This is a genomic window from Nonomuraea thailandensis (genome assembly GCF_024172165.1).
GTDB classification, from domain to species: domain Bacteria; phylum Actinomycetota; class Actinomycetes; order Streptosporangiales; family Streptosporangiaceae; genus Nonomuraea; species Nonomuraea thailandensis.
In genome coordinates this window covers 12,117,337-12,137,528 of the sequence record NZ_JAMZEB010000002.1, presented here as the reverse complement: position 1 = coordinate 12,137,528, position 20,192 = coordinate 12,117,337, and the positions used below count along the sequence as shown (strand labels likewise).

At 68.7% G+C, this 20,192-nt stretch carries 21 protein-coding genes, 1 tRNA gene and 2 pseudogenes; 11 read left to right on the top strand and 13 right to left on the bottom strand.

Annotation, left to right across the window (positions count from 1 at the left end):
- Nucleotides 1-217 precede the first annotated feature (217 nt).
- Nucleotides 218-874: a response regulator transcription factor gene (locus tag HD597_RS60555; protein ID WP_185101472.1), complete on the top strand. Its 657-nt coding sequence runs from the start codon at nucleotides 218-220 to the stop codon at nucleotides 872-874.
- Nucleotides 871-2,103 (top strand): sensor histidine kinase, encoded by a 1,233-nt coding sequence (locus HD597_RS60550; protein ID WP_253758207.1) that lies wholly within the window; start codon nucleotides 871-873, stop codon nucleotides 2,101-2,103. Before HD597_RS60555 ends, HD597_RS60550 begins: the two co-directional genes overlap by 4 nt.
- On the opposite strand, the gene HD597_RS65570 is transcribed toward HD597_RS60550, so the two are convergent.
- Entirely contained in the window at nucleotides 2,084-2,206 is a 123-nt protein-coding gene (locus tag HD597_RS65570) for a hypothetical protein (RefSeq protein ID WP_276083312.1), read from the bottom strand. The genes HD597_RS60550 and HD597_RS65570 overlap by 20 nt on opposite strands.
- Before the next feature lie 272 nt (nucleotides 2,207-2,478).
- On the opposite strand from HD597_RS65570, the gene HD597_RS60545 reads away from it, so the two are divergent.
- On the top strand, nucleotides 2,479-2,712 hold the full coding sequence (locus HD597_RS60545) for a hypothetical protein (RefSeq protein WP_253758205.1): 234 nt from the start codon (nucleotides 2,479-2,481) through the stop codon (nucleotides 2,710-2,712).
- A 185-nt stretch (nucleotides 2,713-2,897) separates the two neighbouring features.
- On the opposite strand, the gene HD597_RS67145 is transcribed toward HD597_RS60545, so the two are convergent.
- Nucleotides 2,898-3,014 (bottom strand): SEC-C metal-binding domain-containing protein, encoded by a 117-nt coding sequence (locus HD597_RS67145; protein ID WP_372513656.1) that lies wholly within the window; start codon nucleotides 3,012-3,014, stop codon nucleotides 2,898-2,900.
- Between the two features lie 325 nt (nucleotides 3,015-3,339).
- Entirely contained in the window at nucleotides 3,340-3,636 is a 297-nt protein-coding gene (locus HD597_RS60540) for a hypothetical protein (RefSeq protein WP_253758203.1), read from the bottom strand.
- A 126-nt stretch (nucleotides 3,637-3,762) separates the two neighbouring features.
- Here HD597_RS60540 and HD597_RS60535 point away from each other — a divergent pair, with 126 nt between their 5' ends.
- From HD597_RS60535 to HD597_RS60520, 4 genes are all read left to right on the top strand, one after another.
- On the top strand, nucleotides 3,763-5,445 hold the full coding sequence (locus HD597_RS60535; protein WP_253758201.1) for a serine/threonine-protein kinase: 1,683 nt from the start codon (nucleotides 3,763-3,765) through the stop codon (nucleotides 5,443-5,445).
- The gene (locus HD597_RS60530; protein ID WP_253758199.1) at nucleotides 5,442-7,034 is read left to right on the top strand and encodes a serine/threonine protein kinase; all 1,593 of its coding nucleotides are present in this window, start codon (nucleotides 5,442-5,444) and stop codon (nucleotides 7,032-7,034) included. Before HD597_RS60535 ends, HD597_RS60530 begins: the two co-directional genes overlap by 4 nt.
- Nucleotides 7,035-7,102: 68 nt before the next feature.
- On the top strand, nucleotides 7,103-7,519 hold the full coding sequence (locus HD597_RS60525; protein WP_253758197.1) for a VOC family protein: 417 nt from the start codon (nucleotides 7,103-7,105) through the stop codon (nucleotides 7,517-7,519).
- Between the two features lie 145 nt (nucleotides 7,520-7,664).
- Nucleotides 7,665-7,913, top strand: coding sequence for a hypothetical protein (locus tag HD597_RS60520; protein WP_253758195.1), 249 nt, complete (start codon nucleotides 7,665-7,667; stop codon nucleotides 7,911-7,913).
- On the opposite strand, the gene HD597_RS60515 is transcribed toward HD597_RS60520, so the two are convergent.
- The 3 genes from HD597_RS60515 to HD597_RS60505 form a co-directional block, all read right to left on the bottom strand.
- Nucleotides 7,910-8,755: an SDR family oxidoreductase gene (locus tag HD597_RS60515; protein WP_253758193.1), complete on the bottom strand. Its 846-nt coding sequence runs from the start codon at nucleotides 8,753-8,755 to the stop codon at nucleotides 7,910-7,912. The genes HD597_RS60520 and HD597_RS60515 overlap by 4 nt on opposite strands.
- 25 nt (nucleotides 8,756-8,780) lie before the next feature.
- The gene (locus tag HD597_RS60510) at nucleotides 8,781-9,425 is read right to left on the bottom strand and encodes a hypothetical protein (RefSeq protein ID WP_253758191.1); all 645 of its coding nucleotides are present in this window, start codon (nucleotides 9,423-9,425) and stop codon (nucleotides 8,781-8,783) included.
- Between the two features lie 61 nt (nucleotides 9,426-9,486).
- On the bottom strand, nucleotides 9,487-9,897 hold the full coding sequence (locus tag HD597_RS60505; protein ID WP_253758189.1) for a RidA family protein: 411 nt from the start codon (nucleotides 9,895-9,897) through the stop codon (nucleotides 9,487-9,489).
- A 109-nt stretch (nucleotides 9,898-10,006) separates the two neighbouring features.
- Here HD597_RS60505 and HD597_RS60500 point away from each other — a divergent pair, with 109 nt between their 5' ends.
- Both HD597_RS60500 and HD597_RS60495 read left to right on the top strand, forming a co-directional pair.
- Nucleotides 10,007-10,792 (top strand): hypothetical protein, encoded by a 786-nt coding sequence (locus HD597_RS60500; RefSeq protein WP_253758187.1) that lies wholly within the window; start codon nucleotides 10,007-10,009, stop codon nucleotides 10,790-10,792.
- 159 nt (nucleotides 10,793-10,951) lie between these two features.
- Nucleotides 10,952-13,294 (top strand): right-handed parallel beta-helix repeat-containing protein, encoded by a 2,343-nt coding sequence (locus HD597_RS60495; protein ID WP_253758185.1) that lies wholly within the window; start codon nucleotides 10,952-10,954, stop codon nucleotides 13,292-13,294.
- A 47-nt stretch (nucleotides 13,295-13,341) separates the two neighbouring features.
- On the opposite strand, the gene HD597_RS60490 is transcribed toward HD597_RS60495, so the two are convergent.
- From HD597_RS60490 to HD597_RS60460, 7 genes and pseudogenes are all read right to left on the bottom strand, one after another.
- Nucleotides 13,342-13,412: transfer RNA gene (locus tag HD597_RS60490), tRNA-Lys, on the bottom strand.
- Between the two features lie 424 nt (nucleotides 13,413-13,836).
- Nucleotides 13,837-14,651, bottom strand: a protein-coding gene (locus HD597_RS60485; protein ID WP_372513611.1) for an IS5 family transposase whose coding sequence is annotated in 2 segments (ribosomal slippage) — nucleotides 13,837-14,297 and nucleotides 14,297-14,651 — 816 coding nt in all. Because the reading frame shifts where the segments join, the coding sequence is not laid out codon by codon here.
- 32 nt (nucleotides 14,652-14,683) lie between these two features.
- Nucleotides 14,684-15,280, bottom strand: coding sequence for a hypothetical protein (locus HD597_RS60480; RefSeq protein WP_253758183.1), 597 nt, complete (start codon nucleotides 15,278-15,280; stop codon nucleotides 14,684-14,686).
- A 246-nt stretch (nucleotides 15,281-15,526) separates the two neighbouring features.
- Nucleotides 15,527-15,679, bottom strand: a complete 153-nt coding sequence (locus tag HD597_RS60475) for a hypothetical protein (RefSeq protein ID WP_253758181.1) — start codon at nucleotides 15,677-15,679, stop codon at nucleotides 15,527-15,529.
- 318 nt (nucleotides 15,680-15,997) lie between these two features.
- Nucleotides 15,998-16,384 carry a hypothetical protein gene (locus HD597_RS60470; RefSeq protein WP_253758179.1) on the bottom strand — a complete coding sequence of 129 codons (387 nt, stop codon included), beginning with the start codon at nucleotides 16,382-16,384 and terminating at the stop codon, nucleotides 15,998-16,000.
- 223 nt (nucleotides 16,385-16,607) lie between these two features.
- The gene (locus tag HD597_RS60465) at nucleotides 16,608-17,123 is read right to left on the bottom strand and encodes a hypothetical protein (protein WP_253758177.1); all 516 of its coding nucleotides are present in this window, start codon (nucleotides 17,121-17,123) and stop codon (nucleotides 16,608-16,610) included.
- A 243-nt stretch (nucleotides 17,124-17,366) separates the two neighbouring features.
- Nucleotides 17,367-18,148: pseudogene (locus HD597_RS60460) on the bottom strand (transposase family protein).
- Between the two features lie 475 nt (nucleotides 18,149-18,623).
- Between HD597_RS60460 and HD597_RS60450 the strand changes: the two are divergent.
- Nucleotides 18,624-19,765, top strand: a pseudogene (locus tag HD597_RS60450) (IS3 family transposase).
- The gene (locus HD597_RS60445; protein WP_253758175.1) at nucleotides 19,762-20,073 is read left to right on the top strand and encodes a hypothetical protein; all 312 of its coding nucleotides are present in this window, start codon (nucleotides 19,762-19,764) and stop codon (nucleotides 20,071-20,073) included. Before HD597_RS60450 ends, HD597_RS60445 begins: the two are co-directional and overlap by 4 nt.
- The last annotated feature ends 119 nt before the right edge of the window (nucleotides 20,074-20,192 follow it).

Here is a 20,192-nt window from a genome sequence, read left to right as displayed (position 1 = left end):
GAAGAAACCGTCGGATGAACGTCGTTCGATGGGAGATGCAATAGGGGGCGATGTTTCCTCAGCGTTTCCACCTCCACGGCCCTCGAAGGTGCGGCCGCGCCGGCGTTGCCCGGGCTTGTTCGGAGCAAATGCGGCGGCGTTGCCCGGGCTTATTCGGAGCAAATGCCGCCTCCGTCACACTCGGCTCTGTAAGCGGATGGAAGACCTGAGGTGCGCGATGCGGGTGCTGGTGGTTGAGGACGAGCCGATGCTCGCCGACGCGATTGCCGAGTGGCTGCGCGAGGAGACGCACGCGGTCGATCTGGCGCACGACGGCGAGGCGGCGCTGGAGCGGATCGCGGTCAACGACTACGACGTGGTCGTGCTGGACCGGGACCTGCCGCGCGTGCACGGCGACGAGGTCTGCCGGGAGATGGTGGCCTCGGAGTGCGACGCGCGGGTGCTGATGCTCACCGCAGCCGCGCAGCTCGACGACCGGGTGACCGGCCTGTCCATGGGGGCCGACGACTACCTGACCAAGCCGTTCGCCTTCCCCGAGCTGGCCGCCAGGGTGCTGGCGCTGGGGCGGCGCTCGCGGCCCGCCGCGCCGCCCGTGCTGCGGCGGGCCGGGATCACGCTCGACCCCGCGCGGCGGGAGGTGTTCAGGAACGGGCGGTTCGTCCCGCTGTCGAAGAAGGAGTTCGCCGTCCTGGCCGAGCTGCTGCGGGCCGGCGGCAACGTCGTCTCCGCCGAGCAGCTCCTGGAGAAGGCGTGGGACGAGAACGCCGACCCGTTCACCGGAGCGGTCCGGCTCACCATACTCAAGCTGCGCCGCAAGCTGGCCGACCCGCCGGTCGTGGAGACCGTGGCGGGAGTGGGGTACCGGATCGCGTGAACCTCCTGCCGTCGTCACTGCGCAGCCGCGTGCGGCCCACGCTGCGGCTACGGCTCACGCTGGTGTACGGGGCCGTCTTCCTCCTGGCCGGGCTGGTGCTGCTCGGCGCCACGTACCTGCTGTTCAACCAGCAGCTCGCGCAGACCTTCGACGACCGGTACGCCGCCCCCATGGAGCCCGGCCGCTCCAAGCAGCTCTTCATCAAGCAGGACGGCGTCATGCTGTACGGCGACGCCGCGGTCGAGTGGCTGTGGCGGCAGCAGCAGGAGCTGCGCGACGCCGCCGTGACCTCCCTGCTCACCCAGGGGGCCATCGCGCTCGTCGTGGTCGGCGGCGCGGCGGTGGCCCTGGGCTGGTGGGTGGCCGGCCGTGTGCTGGCCCCGCTGCACCTGGTCACCGAGACCGCCCGCAAGATCGCCGCCGCCCCCATGGCCGAGCGCGGCCTGCACGAGCGGATCGCGCTGCGCGGGCCCGCGGACGAGGTCAAGGACCTGGCCGACACGTTCGACACCATGGTGGAGCGGCTCGACCACTCCTTCGACGGGCAGCGCCGCTTCGTGGCCAACGCCTCCCACGAGCTGCGCACGCCGCTGACGCTCAACCGGGCGCTGGTCGAGCTGGCCATGCACCGCCGTACGGCCTCCCACGACGTCAAGGAGCTGGGTGAGAGCCTGCTGGAGATCAACGCCCGCCACGAACGCCTGATCAGCGGCCTGCTGCTGCTCGCCAGGTCCGAGCAGGAGGTCGCCGACCGCTCGCCCGTGGACCTGGCCGACATCGTCACCCACGTGGCCGCCCAGGCCGCCGGCCAGGCCGCCGACGCCAAGATCACCGTGTACGAGGTCGTCGCCCCCGCCCCCACCACCGGCGACGCGCTGCTGCTCGAACGGCTCGTGCACAACCTGGTGGAGAACGGCATCCGCTACAACCTCGACGACGGCACCGGGTGGGTGCGGGTCGTCAGCCGTACCGTGTCGGGGGACAAGGTGGAGGTGGAGGTCAGCAACACCGGGCCGGCCGTGCCACCGTACGACGTGCCGCTGCTGTTCAAGCCGTTCCACCGGCTGGCGGGCGAGCGCGCCGTGACCGGCACCAGTGCCGGGCTCGGACTGTCGATCGTGCGGTCGGTGGCCGTGGCCCACGGCGGCGACGTGCGGGCGCGGCCCCGGGAGGGCGGCGGCCTGATCGTGGCCGTGTCGCTGCCCCGGGTCACCGCCCGCTCCTGGTGAGCAGCGCGCGAGCCCTCCGCTCCAGGTAGGCCACGTGACCCGGCACGTGCGGGGTCACCTCGCCGGGCGGGGCGGTGCAGCGGACGAGCAGCACATGCAGCATGTCGTCATTTCTCCTTATATATAGAGGTGTCCGGGAAGGGTCCCGCGCTCGTGCTGACAGGGTTCGCCGTGACAGGCGGTGCTCCCATCGATGCGCAGGAGAACGAGGCCATGCATCTCACGCTTTCCTCCCGGTACAGTGCGGCGCTGGTCGGGGGCGTCCTCATCCCCCGCGTCCTCGACCTCGGCTTCGGCCTTCGCTTCGGCCTCCGCCAGCCCCAAGGTCGCGAAGGCCGCGGACGGGCGGAAGCTCTCGGCGTGCCGGAACCTCCGGTGCGAGGTCGAGGTGAAGGGCGGGACACGATCCGGTTCGCCGCCAGGTACGACATCCAGGCGTTCCACGTGCAGCAGATCGCCAGGCAGACGCTGTACTTCGCCACGGCCGACAGCGACGGCGGGGTGCACGGTTACGTGGGCGGCTCGGGATCCGTCAGCACGGCCGACGCCCACGTCGAGATGACGCCGCTGGGAAGCAAGCGGACGATCCTCAAGATCCGCCCGAGGTGACCACCTCTTCCCCGCCCGCCCCAGCACCCCCTTCCCGCAGCCGGCCCGCCCGGACGCGCACCCGGCGGGAAGATGTCGGCACCCCTTCCGGCTCGTGGCTCCGCGGCCCGCGCCCCTGCGGGAGGGGGCGCGGGCCGAGGGTGCCACCTTGCCAGGAGCCACCGACGGAATCGGCTCACGGCCGGTCACGGACGTAGTAGTGGCCGAGGGTGTCGTCGTACCGGCCGGTGGGGCGGCAGCAGCGGCGGAAAGCGGCGCCCGGAGCCGCAGGGGCACGGGTCGTTGCCGCCGAGCTTCTCGATCAGCTCCTTGCCGCGGCCGGTGCCACGGTCGCCGCGCTTGACGTGCGTCTCGCTAGAGGGAACCCCCTGCGGCGCTTGCTGATCGGCTCAAAAGGACATCTCGTCGCGGTGCATGGCGGGCCTCCTCGATCCGGGGCTGACGGAGGTCACGATAGGTCGCCGGTACGCCGGGCGGCGACCGGTTTTTCCGGCGCGTAGTAGGAGTCGACGGCGGGCTGGCCGGTGTAGTTCGGGCCGGCCTGGTCGTCGGCGCCGAGGTAGCGGTAGGGGAGGTCGAGGGTGCGGGGGCCGGTGCAGCGGATTCTTCTCGTACGGGCGTCGTACGTCAGGCCCTGCGAGCGGAGGGCGGAGGTGAGGCGGCGGCCGGCGGGAGAGCCGTCCTCCAGGCGCCGACGATCTCGGCGTGGCGGCCGAGGAGGTGGGTGGCCTCGCCGAGGGCGTACGCGGCGCCGCAGCACAGGTCGAGCCAGCGGGCGGGCCCGGTGGCCGAGGCGCGGCGCAGGAGGGCCGGGACATCGATGCCGAGCTCCCGGTTGTAGGCGGGCAGGCGGCGTTCGCGGTTCATGAGGTTGTTGGCGACCACCGTCGACTGCTCCAGCTCGGCGTCCGTGGTCAGGCGCACTTTCGGCTCCTCGCTGCCGGACTGCCGGGAGGATTTCGGACAAGTACTCGACTTCACTACAAATCCTGATTCGGGTCGCTATCGTACGTAAGATCCACCGCACCCGTCCCAGGAGTCACTTCTCTCATGGCGCACATGGAACCGCTGCGGGAGGACGACCCGGCGGCGGCGGGGGCTTATCGGCTGCTCGGCCGGCTCGGCTCCGGCGGGCAGGGCACCGTCTACCTCGGCCAGGCGCCCGACGGGCGGGCGGTGGCGGTCAAGGTGCTGCGTGAGGGGCGGGCGGGGTTCGGGGAGCGGCTGGCCAAGGAGATCGAGGCGGCCCGGCGGGTGGAGCCGTTCTGCATCGCGCAGGTGCTCGACGCCTCGCTGAGCGGGCCGCGGCCGTACATCGTGACCGAGTACGTCGAAGGGCCGTCCCTCCAGCAGGCCGGCCGGCACACCGGGGCGGACCTGCAACGCCTGGCCGTCGCCACGGCCACCGCGCTGGCGGCCATCCACCAGGCGGGCATCGTGCACCGCGACTTCAAGCCCGCGAACGTGCTGCTCGGGCCTGGTGGGCCGCGCGTCATCGACTTCGGCATCGCCCGGGCCGTGGACGAGGGCGTCACGCACACCAGTGGCGTCGTGGGGACGCCCGCCTACATGGCGCCCGAGCAGCTCGCGGGGCAGGCCGTGGGTCCGGCGGCGGACGTGTTCGCGTGGGCGTCCGTCATGGTGTGGGCGGGCACGGGGACGCCGCCGTTCGGGCAGGACACGTTGCCCGCGATCATCAACCGCATCCTGCACAACGAACCTCAGCTCGGCGAGCTGGCCCAGCCGCTGCGGCCGGTCGTGTACGCGTGCCTGGCCAAGGACCCGCACCGGCGGCCGAGCATGCGCGACGTGCTCCTGCGACTGCTGAGCGGCCCGAACGCGGCGCCGGGGCAGGGCGCCGGGTTCCCTCCCGGGCCGATGAGCACGCCTGGACCGCACGCCGGCCGGAGGCCCGGACCGTACCCGGGGCCCGGCGCAGGACCGATGCCCGGCGCAGGACCGATGCCCGGCGCAGGACCGATGCCCGGCGCGGGACCGATGCCCGGCGCGGGACCGATGCCCGGCGCGGGACCCGTGAACAGGAGGGGGCGGCGGGCCTCGCGGGGGGCGTTGGGGCGGGTCGGTGCGCCGATGGCCGTCGGCATGGCCGTGATCATGGTGGTGGCGCTGGTCGGCGGGCTCGTCTGGCTGAGTCCGTGGACGGGTGAGCCGGGCGCCGAGTCGCTCGCCGCCGTCTCCCCCGGCTCGTCCGCCACCCGGAGCCCGTCGGCCACCCCCACGAAGGACCCCACGGGCCGCCCCGCGACGCCGAGCCCGCGCAGGACCGCCCGCAAGACCCGGAGACCCACGCGGACACCCACTCCCACGAGCACCCCGAAGACCACGCCGACGACGGCCGCGAAGACCCCCACCCCCACCCGGACCACCAGGAAGCCGGCCACCGGCGCCAAGGCCAGCATCCTGGAGATCGAGCTGTTCGGCGGCCCCGGCCAGTCGGACGCCGACGGCTGCTACATGCCGCCGATCCACTTCCAGACCAACGTGGAGTCGACCCGGCCCGGCGTCTGGGTCTCCTACGCCTGGGTCGTGGACGGCAGGACCGTGGAGAGCCGCAGATCCTGGGTTCCCGAGGACGGCTACACGGCGTTCGTCACGGCCGGCCAGTACATGCTGGACGCGGGCAGCCACACGATCACCCTGCGCGTCACCTCGCCCTCCGCCACCAGCAAGAGCGTCTCGGTCGAGATGTGCTCCCTGGACGACTACTCATGACACCCCAGGCCATCGGCCCGTACCGGGTGGTCGAGCTGCTCGGGGAGGGCGGCCAGGGAGTGGTGTACCTGGGTGTGGCCCCGGACGGCACGCGGGTCGCCATCAAGGTGCTGCGCGACGGGGTGGCCGGTGACGGGCGGTTCGCGAAGGAGATCGCCGCCGCGCGGCGGGTGGAGCCGTTCTGCATCGCGCAGGTGGTGGACGCCTCGCTGGGCGGGCGGCCGTACATCGTGACCGAGTACGTCGAGGGCCCCTCCCTCGCCAAGGCCGGCGTGCACACCGGGGCGGACCTGCAACGCCTGGCCGTCGCCACGGCCACCGCGCTGGCCGCCGTCCACCGGGCCGGGGTCGTGCACCGCGACTTCAAGCCCGCGAACGTGCTGCTCGGCCGCGACGGGCCACGCGTCATCGACTTCGGCATCGCCCGGGCCGTGGACGACGCGGTGACCCGTACCAGCACGATCGTGGGGACGCCCGCGTACATGGCGCCCGAGCAGTTCCTGGGCGCGCCCGCCGGGCCGGCGGTGGACGTGTTCGCGTGGGGGTCGGTGATGGTGTACGCGGCCACCGGCGCGCCGCCGTTCGGCAACGACTCGCTGCCCGCGGTGCTCAGGAGGATCCAGTACGAGGAGCCGCGCCTGGAGGGCGTGCCGGAGCCGCTGCGGTCGATCGTGTACGCCTGCCTGGCCAAGAACCCCGCCACCCGCCCCGCCATGCAGGACGTCCTCTTCCGCCTCATCGGCGCCCCCGCCCAGAGCGGTCAGCGCCAGGCGCACTTTCCGGACGGTGCAGGCGAGGCGCACGTCCCACGCGGCCCAGGCCACATGCACGTTCCAGGCGGTCCGCCGCGTGGCGGCGGGTTCTCCGCCGAGTCCGCGCAGGAGCCTCCAGCCTGGAACGGCCGCGGGCCGATCTCCCATGCCCCCACCGGCCCCGTCCGCGGGTCCGCACGCGGCCGGCTGATCACCGGGCTCCTGGCCGGTGGGACGGCGGTCCTCGTGACCAAGGGCGCGGCGGCGGCGTGGGTCCTGCTGCCCGCCTCGCCCGGCAACGGCACCAGCACCGCCGCGATCACCACCACGGACGCCACCCCCACCACCCCTCACCCGGCCGGCAAGGCGAAGAAGTCGGCCAAACCCCTGCGCCCCGGCAAGACGCCGACGCCCACCACCGTACGCACGAAGGCCCCCACCACGGAGCCCACCCGGACGCCGGCGACGACCGGACCGGCGACCACCAGACCGGCGACCACCAGGCCCGCCACCTCCAAGCCCGCCACCACCAGGCCCGCCACCGGCGGGGTGCAGTCGGTGGCCTTCACCTACGAGGGCATCAGGGTCGGCGACTGCTGGCGATCCGACACCAACATCTGGGCCAGGGTCACCGCCTCCGGCACCTACAGCTACCGCTGGCTGGTCAACGGCCGGAACCAGGGCAGGCAGCAGGGCACCTCCGCCACCAAGCCCCTCCTCCCGTCGATCACCTGGAAGCAGGGCGGCACGTACCGGGTGGTGTTCGAGGTCGTCACCCCCAACCCCAGCCGCAGGAGCATCACGGTGGACATCTGCGACTTCGACCAGGGCTGGTGACGGGCCGGACGGCGTACGGGGGCGGACTCCCGGGTACTGGAGTGATCACCGATACGGAAGGACCTCGCATGGAACTCCCCCGTTTCCACCTCGCCGTCCCCGTGGACGACCTGGACGCCGCCCGCCACTTCTACGGCGACCTGATCGGCTGCGCCCAGGGCCGCAGCTCCGAGCGCTGGATCGACTGGAACCTGCACGGCCACCAGTTCGTCACCCACCTCGCTCCGGCCCGCGCCGAGCGGGTGCACAACCCGGTGGACGGCCACGACGTGCCGGTCCCGCACTTCGGGCTGATCCTGACAATTCCGGAATTTCACAAGCTGGCCGACCGGTTCCGCGCGGCGGGCACCGCGTTCGTCATCGAGCCGTACCTGCGCTTCGAGGGGCAGCCCGGCGAGCAGTGGACGATGTTCCTGCTGGACCCGGCGGGGAACGCGCTGGAGTTCAAGGCGTTCGCCGACGACTCGCAGGTGTTCGCCGTCTAGGATTTCGCGGAAATAACCTCGACATCCAGCCACATATTTCCATTTTTCGGCGGCTTACCGATTGTCCGGGAAAAAGAGTGCGTCCCTGACGCGTCGACCATCATCCAGCCGGCCACGCACCTCGCGCCCCGGAGAGCCGGTCACGGTGATCGGGACGCTGACGGCGACGGTGCCGGCGGGATCGGCGTCCGGAACGGACACCCGCCGCCCGGAGGTGGCGCACGGGTCGTCGCCGCTGACGATGCCGGAGGTCTCGGGCGTGCCGGAGGTCTCGGGCGTGCCGGAGGTCGCGGGCGTGCCGGCCGCGTCGGCCCGTCGAACAAGCCATGCAGATTACCGCCAGGCCCGCATTTCACGCAGCGAATCATCCGAGGAAGAAATCGCGACAAATTAGGAGTATGACTCTTTTGCGAGGAGTTCCGCGAAGCTGGTGGCCGGACGACCGGTGAGCGCGGGAATGTCGCCTGTGACTGCTTCGAGCTCCCCGGCCGCGATCGCGAGGTACGTGGACACCCACGCCTCCACCTGCCACCCCGGCGCGCCGTAGATCTCGCGGGACGCATACGCCTCCGGCACCGTCTCGGCGTGATAGGTGACGTCCCGCCCCGTCGCCGCGCTGATCGTGGCCGCGACCTCGTCCAGCGTCAGCGCCTGCGGCCCGGTCAGGTGGTAGGTGACCCCTTCGTGCTCCTGCGGCGCCAGCAGCACGTCGGCCGCCGCCAGCGCGATGTCGTCCTGCGCCACGGCCGCCACCCGCCCCTGCCCGGCCGGCCCCCTGATCACGCCGTCGTTGCCCGCCATGCCGGGCAGGAAGTCGGCGTACAGGTTGTCGCGCAGGAAGGTGAAGGTCAGGCCGCTGTCGCGGATGTACTGCTCGGTCGCCCAGTGGTCGCGCGCCAGCGTGAAGGTCGCCTCCGGGGCCGCGCCGTAGAACGAGACGTACACGAGGTGGGAGACGCGGGCGTCGCGGGCGGCGTCGACGAACGTACGGTGCTGGCCCAGGCGGTCGGCGCTCTCCGACGCCGACACGAACAGCACGGTCGAGGCCCCGTCGAGCGCCTGCCCCATCGCCTCGCGATCCCCGTAGGAGGCGGCGGCGGCCGTGGCGCGGTCGAGGCGCGGGGCGCGGCCGGCGTGCCGGGAGACGAGCCGCTGCTCGGCACCGGCGGCGGCGAGCAGCGCGGCGACCCGGCCGCCCAGCCGCCCGGTGGCGCCGGTGGTGACGATGAACGACATAACGGCACCCTAGCCGGGGCGCCGCTCAGACCCCGAACGCCGCGCGCGTCCATCGGTACTGGGCGTCCAGCAGCTCGCCCAGCAGGTCGTACAGCGTTCCCTCCGGGGACTCTCCCACCCGCCGCGGCAGGGCGTGCTCGCCTTCGGAACCCCGCTCGGCCATCAGGATCACCCGGCCGTTCCGCCGATCCACCCCCAGCCCCACCAGCGCCCGCCGCGCGCCCGCGCACGCCTCCGCGTCGCCCTCGCGGTAGTAGCCCTCGACGAGGTTCTCCAGCAGGGCGCGGGCGGGCGGGCTCTGGTCGGGGCTGAAGGCCCGGCCCGAGAAGACCATCACCATGGCGTCCACCCGCATGGCGGCCGCGCTGCGCCGGTAGGCGTCGTCGTACGTGCCCTCCGGCGGCACCGGCTCCGCCCGGAAGGACTCGGCCAGGAACCGCAGCACGGAGGCGAGGTCGCGCTCCGCCATCCTGGGATCCATCTCGTACTCGATGAACCCCGCCAGCGGGAACGGCGGATCCGGCAGCGTGTTATAGCCGAGGAAGAGCCGGGGCCGGCCGGGCTCTTCCCTTGAGGAGTCGAGCGGTGCCGTCAGCGCTCCATGCGCCACCCTGCCGAGCGCGCCGCACCCGTGATCGGGCAGACCTTCAGCCGACCGAAACATACTCATGAGCGAAGTGTGGCAGGCGCATTACTCAGCGTACAGCTCAGCGGGCAAACTTCGGCCCCGGTCATGAACGAGCGAGCACCGCCACGGCCTCGACCTCGACGAGCTGGTCGGAGTAGCCGAGCACGGTGACGCCGAGCAGCGTGCTCGGGACGTCGTGCTCCCCCATGTACTCCCGGTACACCTGCCACGCCGTCACCAGGTCGCTCTGCCGAGTGGAGGCCACGTACACGGTGGTCTTGACGACGTCGGTCAGTGAGGCCCCCGCGCCTTCGAGGGCCGTGACGAGGTTGCGCATCACCTGGTGGGCCTGGCCGGCGTAGTCGCCGACGGCGACCGTCCTGCCGTCGAGGTCGAGGGGGCAGGCGCCCGCGACCCAGATCGAGCGTACGGGGGCGTCCACGGTGGCGGCGTATGCGTAGTCGACCTGCTGCGTGAGCTGGTCGTTGCGCAGGAGTCGAACACCTGATGTCATGGCTGTTCTTCCTATCACTCGGCAAGCTGGGAAGCTTCCGAATTTTTCGCCACTTCAGGCGGCGCCGATACCATCCTTCATGGCACCGTCCGCTCAAGGGAGAGTCGCCGTGCGTGTCCACCTGGCCGTCTTAGCCGCCGCCACGATCCTCCCGTTCGCCGCCGCACCGGCCGCGGCGGCCGCCCCCGTGACGTACGAGTGCACCACCGCCTCCACGGGCGAGAAGCAGGAGGTCGGCCTCGACGTCGAGCTGACCGTGCCCGCGCAGGCGACCGTGGGGCAGCAGCTGACGATCGGGTGGAGCGGCGTGTTCGTCACGGGCAAGGAGCTGGTGGCCCCCGCCACGGGCATGGAGGGCGAGCTGAACATGTACGTGTACGCCGGGATCAGCGGCATCGACGACCTGACCTCGGCCACCGGCGTCGCCGAGCTCGGCACGGTCATCCCCGGCGAGCCCGTCTCGATCCCCCCGACGGCCACGATGACGACCACCCCGCGAAAGTCCGGCAGCGGCACGGTGCGCGCGGCCTCCGTCAACTTCGGCCTGACGCCCCAGGACCGCCTCGTCGAGTGCGAGCTGAAGAGCTCGGGGCCGGAGTACCCGCTCACCGTCACCGGCGCCGACGGCTCCACCAGCAGCCCCGACCCCTCCGGCAGCCCCGACCCCTCCGGCAGCGCCACCACTCCCGGCGCCGAGGACGACACCAACGGTGGCGGCAGCGAGCCCGACAGCACCGCCACGACCACCTCCGCCGACGTTCCGTCCGGCGGGGTCGACACGGGCGCCGGCGGGATGGCGGGCCCCGACGGGCGGGCACTGATGCTGACCGGCCTCGCGATCATGCTCGCCGCCGCCGTCGGCCTCCGCCTGCGCAGGCCCCGCTCCCGCACGTAGCGCATCGCGCCCCCGCGGCGAGCGGGCCCATGATGCCGTTCAAACCATTGAACTCTGACGCCGCCGACGTTACGGTGCCACAGAAGTGACTTTCTGACCGCCTGTAATATTGTATCGATTACACCCCGCGAGGTCTGCTTCAGCATGCCAAGAAAAGCGATGATCCCCCTGCTGGCAGCGGCTCTGGCGACCGGTGTCGGAGCGTGCCCCGCCGCCGCCACCCCACCCGCCCAGAACGTCGTGTACGTCGCCAAGAACGGTGACGACAACGCGGCCGGGACGGAGAAAGCCCCGTTCGCCACGATTGAACGCGCGCGCGACGCACTCGCGGGCAGGACGAGCGCGCGCTCCCCCGGGACCGTCTACATCCGCGAAGGCGTGTACCAGACGTCCAGGACGATCGAGGTGACCGGCGCGGAGCAGTCGTACGTCACCTACGCCGCCTACCCCGGCGAGCAGGTGGAGCTGGCCGGGGTCACCACCCTCGCGCCGGACCTGTTCCGCAGGCTCGGCGACGTCCCGGCGGGCGAGGCCAAGTGGTCGTCGAAGTCCCGCGTCCCTGCCGCCGCCGCCCCCCACGTCTTCGTCTACGACTTGGGCGCGCAGAACATCCCCGCCGGAACCCTCAACAAGAACGGCTTCAACTGGAAACCGCAGCCCTTCGCCCCCGCGCTGATCACCGACGACGTCACGCAGACGCTCGCGCAGTATCCCAACGGTGACGCGAAGCTCGACCGCACCCACCTCACCGTGAAGGTGGCCCCCAAGGGCGCCCGCGACTACTTCTCCGACAAGACCGCCGACGGCACGACCATGCCGTACGAGGACATGCTCAAGCTCCCCGGCCCCGTCTACACGGTCAAGGACCCGGAGCTGGCCGCCCGCTACGAGAAGTGGGCCGTACCGGCCGGCGCCGACAACACCGCCTACGAGACCGACGGCTGGCTGTCCGGCTACTTCGGCAACAACTACGCCAACGACCGCCTGCGCATCGAGTCGGCCGCCGGCGGCGACATCGGGACCGGTTACCCGACCATGTACGTCGCCACCGACAAGTGGTCGTCGTTCGTCGCCCAGAACGTGCTGAGCGAACTGGACGCCGAGGGCGAGTACTACATCGACCGCCACCAGGGCCACGACACGCTCTACTACTACCCGCCGGGCGGCACCGTCGAGGGCAAGGAGATCAGCCTCACCTCCTTCGACGCCCCGTTCTTCACCTTGGAGAACGTCAGGAACGTCACCCTCAGGGGCCTGAAGCTGAACGGCACGACGGGCACCGGCGTGCGCCTGCTGGACGCGGAGTCGTGCACCATCGACGGCCTGGAGATCCTCAACGTCAGCATGGACGCGGTCGCGATCGGCCAGGCCAACGACGCGATCACGGCCATCGCCGAATACCGCACCAGCAGGGGCGGCCACCGCAACCGCGTCGTCAACAGCAGGCTGCACGACCTGGGCGGCGGCGGCGTCTTCACGGCCGGAGGCGAGCGCGACTCGCTCGAACGCGGCGGCCACGTGGTCGAGCACAACGAGATCTACGACTTCTCGAAGCTGGCCACGTACACGCCCGCCGGCTACATGTACGGCGTCGGCAACACCTTCCGGCACAACCACGTCCATGACGCGCCGCACATGGCCGTCCAGATCATGGGCAACGACATGGAGATCAGCCACAACAGGTTCGAGCGTCTCGTGACGCACGCCTCGGACCAGGGGGTGATCTATGCGGGCCGGGACTACACGTACCTGAACAACGTGGTGGCCTACAACCTGTTCAAGGACATCGGCGCGGACGGCAACCAGGCTATCTACATGGACGACGGGATGACCGGCATGGTCGTCCACCACAACGTCTTCGACAACGTCCAGCACGGCCTGTTCTACCAGTCCGGTCACAGCAACGTGGCCTCGGACAACGTGTTCAAGGACGTCAAGTACATCGGCCACGACAAGCTCTACCACGAGGGCGGCAAGCGGCTGCCGGTGGCCAACCAGAAGGTCGTGGTCGAGCGCTTCAACGACATGCTGAAGGTCGGCGACGGCACCGGATTCACCAACACGCGCAAGAACGTCGAGAAGTGGCACCGCCGTTACGCCAGGCAGTACCCGAACATCCGCGACTGGTACGTCCCCGTGGACTCCCAGGGCCGGGCGTGCACCTCGGTCGGCGCCACGGAGTGCACCGACGAGTACGTGTGGAGCAATCCGAACTCGGTGTACGTCCCGGCGAACAACGTGCTGACTCGCTCGGTGAGCATCGGCACGGGCGACTTCGCCTACACCGACGACGCGGGCGGGCTGAGCAACAAGACCTTCAACCCGGACTTCGACTCCTACAACGTGAAGAGGGCCACGTCCGCCGAGCTCGCCTTCGACCCGGCCACCGGCCGCTTCGACGCGCGGGCCACGCCGCTCAACGACACGGACGGCTTCGGCCCCACGTGGGTGAAGGAGTGGAACAGGAAGTTCACCCTGGAAGGGATCGGACCTCGCACGTGAGGTGAAACGACATCGGGCACCCTCACCGAGGGTGCCCGATCGCTGGGTGCGCCGCCAGGGACTCGAACCCCGGACCCGCTGATTAAGAGTCAGTGGCTCTTGTGCCGGATGCTAACGCAATGTGCCCAACGCATCGCTCCGTACAGAAATGCCCGTGCCCAAAATATCCAAAAATGTCGCTTGGTGTTTTAGGGTGCTGTTAGCCGAAGAGCAACTATCGAGCAACCCACGGCGTGATTGCGCGGCCTTGACCATTCCGATTTGATCGGATTTGGGGTATCGGTCTCGCATAATCGGTGTTCCTGGAAGGTCTCCTCGGCGATGACGAACCTTGCCGCGGATACCGTTAAGAACGTGCACCACTGCGCCTGCCGAAAATTCCATCCATGCATTTCAAGCCGCTTGTGAGTCCTCGTTAGGACGCCGCCGAGCCGGTCTCGTCGGCGTATGTTCAGGTCGATGATTCGCTCGGGGTCCGTGATCGGGTCCGGGATGGGACGCAGCGGCGCTGCTTGACCCAGGGCTTGATGGGCTTAGAGCGCCTAACGCAATGAAGTGAGGCGCCGCCAGCAGATAAGTGCGCAGGCCAGCTTGAGGAAGGCTTCGTGGATGTCGGCGCGGACTTCCCAGCGGATGCGCAGGCGACGGAAGGCGTGCAGCAGGGCGAAGGTCTGCTCGACGACCCATCGCTGCTTGCCCAGGCCGGAGCCGTGCTCGGTGCCGCGTCGGGCGATCAGCGGGCGGATCTGCAGCTCGCGCACCAGGGCGCGGTACTTGTCGTGGTCGTAGCCGCGGTCGGCGAGCACCACGTCGGGACGCTGGCGAGGCCGGCCGCGCTTGCCGCGCACCTTCGGGATGGCCTCCAGCAGCGGGCGCAGCTGGGTGACGTCGTTGCGGTTGGCGCCGGTCAAGATGACGGCCAACGGGATGCCGGTGGCCTCGGTGATCAGGTGGTGCTTGCTGCCGGCCCGCCCTCGATCGACCGGGGATGGGCCGGTCTGCGCCCCCCTTTTAACGCTCTGATCTGCGAGGAGTCCACCGCGGCGCGGGAGAAGTCGAGCACGTCGGCGGCCCGCAGCCGATCGAGCAGTATCTCGTGCAGCCGCTGCCACACGCCGGAGGCGTTCCACTCGGCCAGCCGCCGCCAGCACGTCATGCCCGAGCCGTAGCCGAGTTCCTGCGGCAGGTGCTCCCAAGCGATCCCGGTGTGCAGCACGAACAAGATGCCCTGCAGCGCCAGCCGGTCATCCAGCCGCTTGCGTCCCGGATGCCGGAACCGCCGCTGACGCTGCGGCAACAACGGCTCGATCACCGCCCACAGCTCGTCGCTGACCTCCCACGGCTTCAGCCTGGCCACCCGCTCTCCTCCCGCTCGGCTACAGCGAGAGATCAAAGCACAACAAAGATCATTCTGTTAGGCGCTCTTAGTGCTGGTTGTAGAAGTGTTCGTACTCGCGCAGGGCGTGGCGTAGGTGGTGTTCGCTCCAGAGCAGGCAGCGGTCGAGAAGCTCGTGGCAGCATGACTGCACCCACCGCTCCATGATCGAGTTTCATGCGCGGCATCGGAATACCGGTGAGCACCGTCTTGATGCCGGCCTCGGCGAGAATCTCGTCCATGAGGGCGGGGAACTTCCCATCCCGATCTCGGATCAGAAAGCGCGCCCGGCAGTTCGCATCGTGCAGATCCATCACGAGATTCCTGATCGCCTGGATGACCCAGCTCGCGCTCGGGTGCGCGGTGGTGCCGAGCACACGGATGCGCCTGGTGGCGTGTTCGATGACGGCCAGGATGTACTGGCGCTGCCCGTTCAGGGTGATGGTCTCGATGAAATGGGCGGCCGGCAGGGCGTCGGCTTGCGAGCGCAGGAAGTCGTCCCATGTGGTGGAGGCCCGCTCGGGCGCCGGATCGAGACCTTCCTGCTTGAGGATCTCCCACACCGTGGACGGCGCAACCTTGATGCCGAGCGTGGTCAGTTCTCCATGCACCCGCCGATAGCCCCAGCTCGGGTTCTCCCGAACCAGACGCAGGATAAGAGCGCGGATGGAGCGGACCGTGGGCGGGCGCCCACGTCGCTTCGGCCGTCAGGTACGGGCATGACGCCGTCTCATCAGATCGCGAATGCCGGCGCAGCACGGCATCCGGCCGGACGAGAAGCCGCAGCCGGCGCAGGACTTCCCGGGGCAGCGAGGTCAGGAGCGCGGCCAGGAAGGCTCGATCCTCGGGTGCGAACCTCACTCTGGGGCGGCGCTGAGTTGGCGTTCAAGGACGGTGATCTGGTGACGCAGGGCGTGGATCTCCACGTCCTTGTCTCGGCCGCCCATGGACAGCAACCGCAGCGCGGCGAATGCGTTCGTGACGGTCAGATAAGCCAGGCGAAGGAGCACAACCGATCATCCTGCCGTACGCGCTGCCGTCTCCCGAGGGAGCGAAGCTCGCGTACTTCACACAAAGCCCTCGCAGGGCCACGACCTGGGCGGATGTAATTGTCGGCAGGCGCAATGCCCGCGGCGACAGACCGGTAGCCTCCAAGCGCACCTGTTCACGCCTGGCTCGCGCCGCCGGGGTAAGACCGCCGCCATCCGGATAACGCATCCTTCTGGCATGCACCCGAACGCCACCCCGAGCAGGCAACCGCGCGATGACACCTCAGACTTTCAACCTCTGTGATGCAGATGGCCGAATGGCGGGAGCTTGGGATCGTCTTAATGAGTGACGATGAGTTTCCGCAGCTGCGGGCCGCTCTGTGGAATCAGATGAGGATAATCTCGAATGAGCAGCTTCGCCACGAGATCGTCGACACTTTCCCTGAGAAGGCTGCTGTTCATACTGAGAAGCTCTTCGCAGATGCCGAGGAAGGAGTTAATCACGTCCTCGTCATCGTCCTCCACCGCTGGCATAAATACTTCGGCAACGACCTCGAGTAGATAGTCGAACATGCTGATGTAGGTTTCGCCGGCTTGCTCGGCCTCCGCGTCGAGCTCCTGAATGAATCGTCGCGCAGAGGGCATCTTCCAAAGGATCTCCCGAGTTCGCAAAATCTGTTCTTCCAGGCTTACGAACTCGTTGAGATCAAAGTCATTCATGGTCATCCCCGAGGGAATATTTGCCGAATATTGGAGTGATAGATCAAGAAATTCTCAGTCTGATACGCAAGCCCGATGCACAGGCCCATTCGTTTGGCAGAATGATTATATCATTGCCGGCTTGGGCAGCCCGAACTCTTCATCGAAATAAGCATTCGCACATTGAGGATCAGCTACGCAGCCCACACTGGTGAAAACGAAGAGTAGGTCACCCAGAGCGCCTAGCGCATTACCTAGCCCCACCATACCGCGAAGGAACCCCGTCGGCTTCTTGCCCGCCCCGGGAACATGATATTTCTTCGCATTGGGATTGCGTTGCTGCCCGGGCTTGCGGACGGAATTCTTGGCCCGTCACACTCTTAACCGCCTCGGTCTTCATTATTTTAGCGATAGTGTTATTGAAATCCTTCAGTCGATCAGAATTGGCCTGAAAAAAGCTTATGACATTGGGGTGATATTGTGCACGATTAAGCACTTGCCAAATCCCTGCAAACTCCTTCGCCGCATAATGTGCGTCGCTTGGCGACAACTTGATCGTGCCCTTTTTGTGGTCCTCCAGTAGTTTAGCTAGTGCGTTAGCCAGCGCCGCCGCTTTGTTTGCGTGATAAATACCCTTTATTTTCTGTCCAGTTCTGAGTTCAAATTCGAGCGCGGATCCGACCTTGCCGTCTCCGACCACTCCGCCCTTCACCTTGTCCGTCTCGTAGATGGCGTTCAGCACCGCTTGAAGCTTCTTATTGGTCACTTTGGGCGGCTTGACTGGCTTGTTGGCAACCCACTTGTTGCCCCTGATGTGATGTGATTCGTAGAAAAGTTTGCATTTGTCGCTAGCTGCGGCCCCACATCCAGGATCCGGCATCGAGCCGTAGCCGACGGAGCCGCCGGCGGAGCCACCGTTGCCTTGCGACGGGTCTGGCTCACTGATGGCGAGCCACAGCAGGTACAGCTCGAAGTCCTCGGCATCCGGTGAGTAATAATTGAGTCCTTTTCATCCTGAGTAGCGGCCCTCTTCGATGAGCTGCAGGACGAGGATGGCCTGCACGATCGCGGTGGCGCGGTGCGGGCAGCAGCGCAGCCGGGTCAGAACCTTCCAGGTCTTCAAGGTGGCAACGGCACGTTCTTCGCAGGCGCGGATGCGAGCGTGCGCGCGGTTGACCGAGCGCTGATGGCGCGACAGCGGCGGCCGCAGCCGATGGCCTTTGAACGGCGTGCGGATGCTGCCGCCCGCACCCTGATATCCCTTGTCGGCGAGAGTCTTGACCCCTGCGGCCATCAGGGCGTCGATCAGACCGGTGGCACGCGCCGCGGTCAGGTCATGCGTGGCACCGGGCAGCACGGGTGAGGCCCAGACGAGCCGGCCGACCGGATCGGCCAGGACTGCACGTTCACACCGTGACGTCGGTGTTTGCCGGAGTAGTACGGCCGTTCGTCGGCCAGCCTGTCAATTGGGATCAGGGTCCCGTCGAGGATGGTGTAGGCCAGCCGGCCGACGCGTAAGACGGCGGCGTGGACGTCGTCAGCGAGCATGGCGAGAAGGTCGATCGCTTCGCGGACGTAACGCCAGGCGGTGCTGGCGCCGACGGCGAAGCCCGCGGCCAGGCGTGCGTAGGTGTCGCCGTTTCGCAGGTGGGCCAGGACCAGTAGAGCTTGCCGTGACGCATCCAGGCGCCGCCAGCGGCAGCGGCGCTCAGCATGCCGGGCACGGAGCAGCTCGGCCAGGCGGGTCAGGGTGTGATTGGACAGCGGAATCGCGGCAGGATATGACAGCAACGAGGCTCTCCGGTAGAGGCATCGGATCTTGGTCGACTGCTGTCTTACCGGGAGCCTCTTCTCATGCCAACCGGTCCTGGTGCTGCCCCTGCTGACCAGCGCGATCAGGTTGGAAAAGCCTCATTCTCCATGAAGTCCATCTGGGATGCCTCGCTGGCCTGCCAGAAGTCCTCCATGCCTTCGACGAGAGGGCGCCCGTTCGGCATGATCTTCCAGCCCAGCCTAGCGAGCTCCCCTTTCCGAGCCAGGATTTCTTTTCGTTCTCCAGCTCGATCATGCGGGCCCAGCTCGGATCGACGGTGGCGCTGCCGCATGTTCGGCCGTCGCAGGCTACGGCTCCGCCCCCGATGTCTTGCCTGCTATCGGAGAAACCGAAAGATGAACCGGTCCGGGTTTCGTGGAGGCCCTGGTGTGCCCGGGGTTGAGTGGAGGTGGATTTCTGGATTCTTGTGCCGCTTGATGAGAGGAAAGTGGCATGGGACGACGGGGCTACCCGCCGGAGTTCCGGCGCAAGGTACTGGACCTGCTCGAAGCAGGCCGCGCGGCCACCGAGCTGGCGCATGACCTGGACATCAGCACACAGACGATCTACACGTGGCGACGCCAAGACCGCATCGACCGCGGCCTGGAGCCGGGCCTGACCAGCGGCGAGAAAGCCGAGCTAGCGGCTGCCAAGCGGCGCATCGCCGAGCTGGAGACCGAACTGCAGGCCACCCGGCGCGCGATCGAGCTCGTCCGCGAGGCGGCGCCCCCAAAAGACGGTTCGCAGCCATCGCGGTGATGGCCGGCGAAGGCATCCCGGTCGAGATCGCCTGCCGCGTCCTTGCCGTGTCGGTGTCCGGCTACTACGCCTGGCAGGACCGGCCGCCCTCGCCGCGGGCCATTCGGCACGCCTGGCTGACCGACCTGATCCAGCAGATCCACCAGGACTCACGCGGCACCTACGGCGCCCGCCGGGTGCACGCCGAACTGACCCTCGGCCACCAGGTCACGGTCAGCCACGGAGCAGTGGAGCTGCTCATGCGCCGGGCCGGGCTGGAAGGCCTCAGCGGCCGGCCCAAGTGGCGACGCGCCAAGCCCGACCAGATCGCCACCGACCTGGTCGACCGCGCCTTCACCCGGACCGGCCCCAATCAGCTGTGGATCACCGACATCACCGAACACCCGACCCGCGAGGGCAAGGTGTACTGCTGCGTGGTGCTGGACGCCTACTCCCGCCGGGTGGTCGGCTGGTCGATCGACTCCACCCAGACCGCCACCCTGGTGACCAGCGCGTTAGGCATGGCCATCGACAACCGCACGCCACCCGCAGGAACGATCATCCACTCCGACCAGGGTGTCCAATTCGGATCCTGGGCCTTCACCCAGCGGGCCAAGGACTCCGGCCTGCTGCCCTCGATGGGCAGCGTCGGCGACTGCTTCGACAACGCCATGATGGAGTCGTTCTGGTCCCGGATGCAGGTCGAACTCCTCGACCGTCAGCGCTGGAACACCCGCATCGAACTCGCCAACGCGATCTTCGCGTACCTGGAGATCTGGCACAACCGGCAACGACGACACAGCAGCCTGGGCATGCTCACCCCGATACAGTTCGAGAACACACCCACCGTGGCATGACAATCCAGGAACGCGACTCCACCGAACCCGGGGCACACCACTGGACCATCAACGTCGGTTGGATGCTGGCCGCTAACCTCGGCCACGACCTGGACTGCTGGCTGCGCCTGCTGACCCTGCATGACCAGGACGCCCTGGACCGCGCTGAGCCGGACACCATGCGTTACCGGCTCTACCATCTGCCCGCCCGGGCCCGGCTGGCCGCTCACGCCCGCCGCCGTCACCTGCGCCTCGAGCGCACCTGGCCTTGGGCCGGGGCGTTCGTCCTGGCCTGGCAGCGCCTCACCGACCTGCCCGCTCTCGCCTGAGAGCCGGACCGGCCGCAACGATCCAGAAAGGAGCCTCATCCGGGCCCGTGGAACCCGGCGCCCCCGCAGCGTCATGCGACGGCCCGCCCCAACCGCCTCGGGGACATTACGGGCAAACC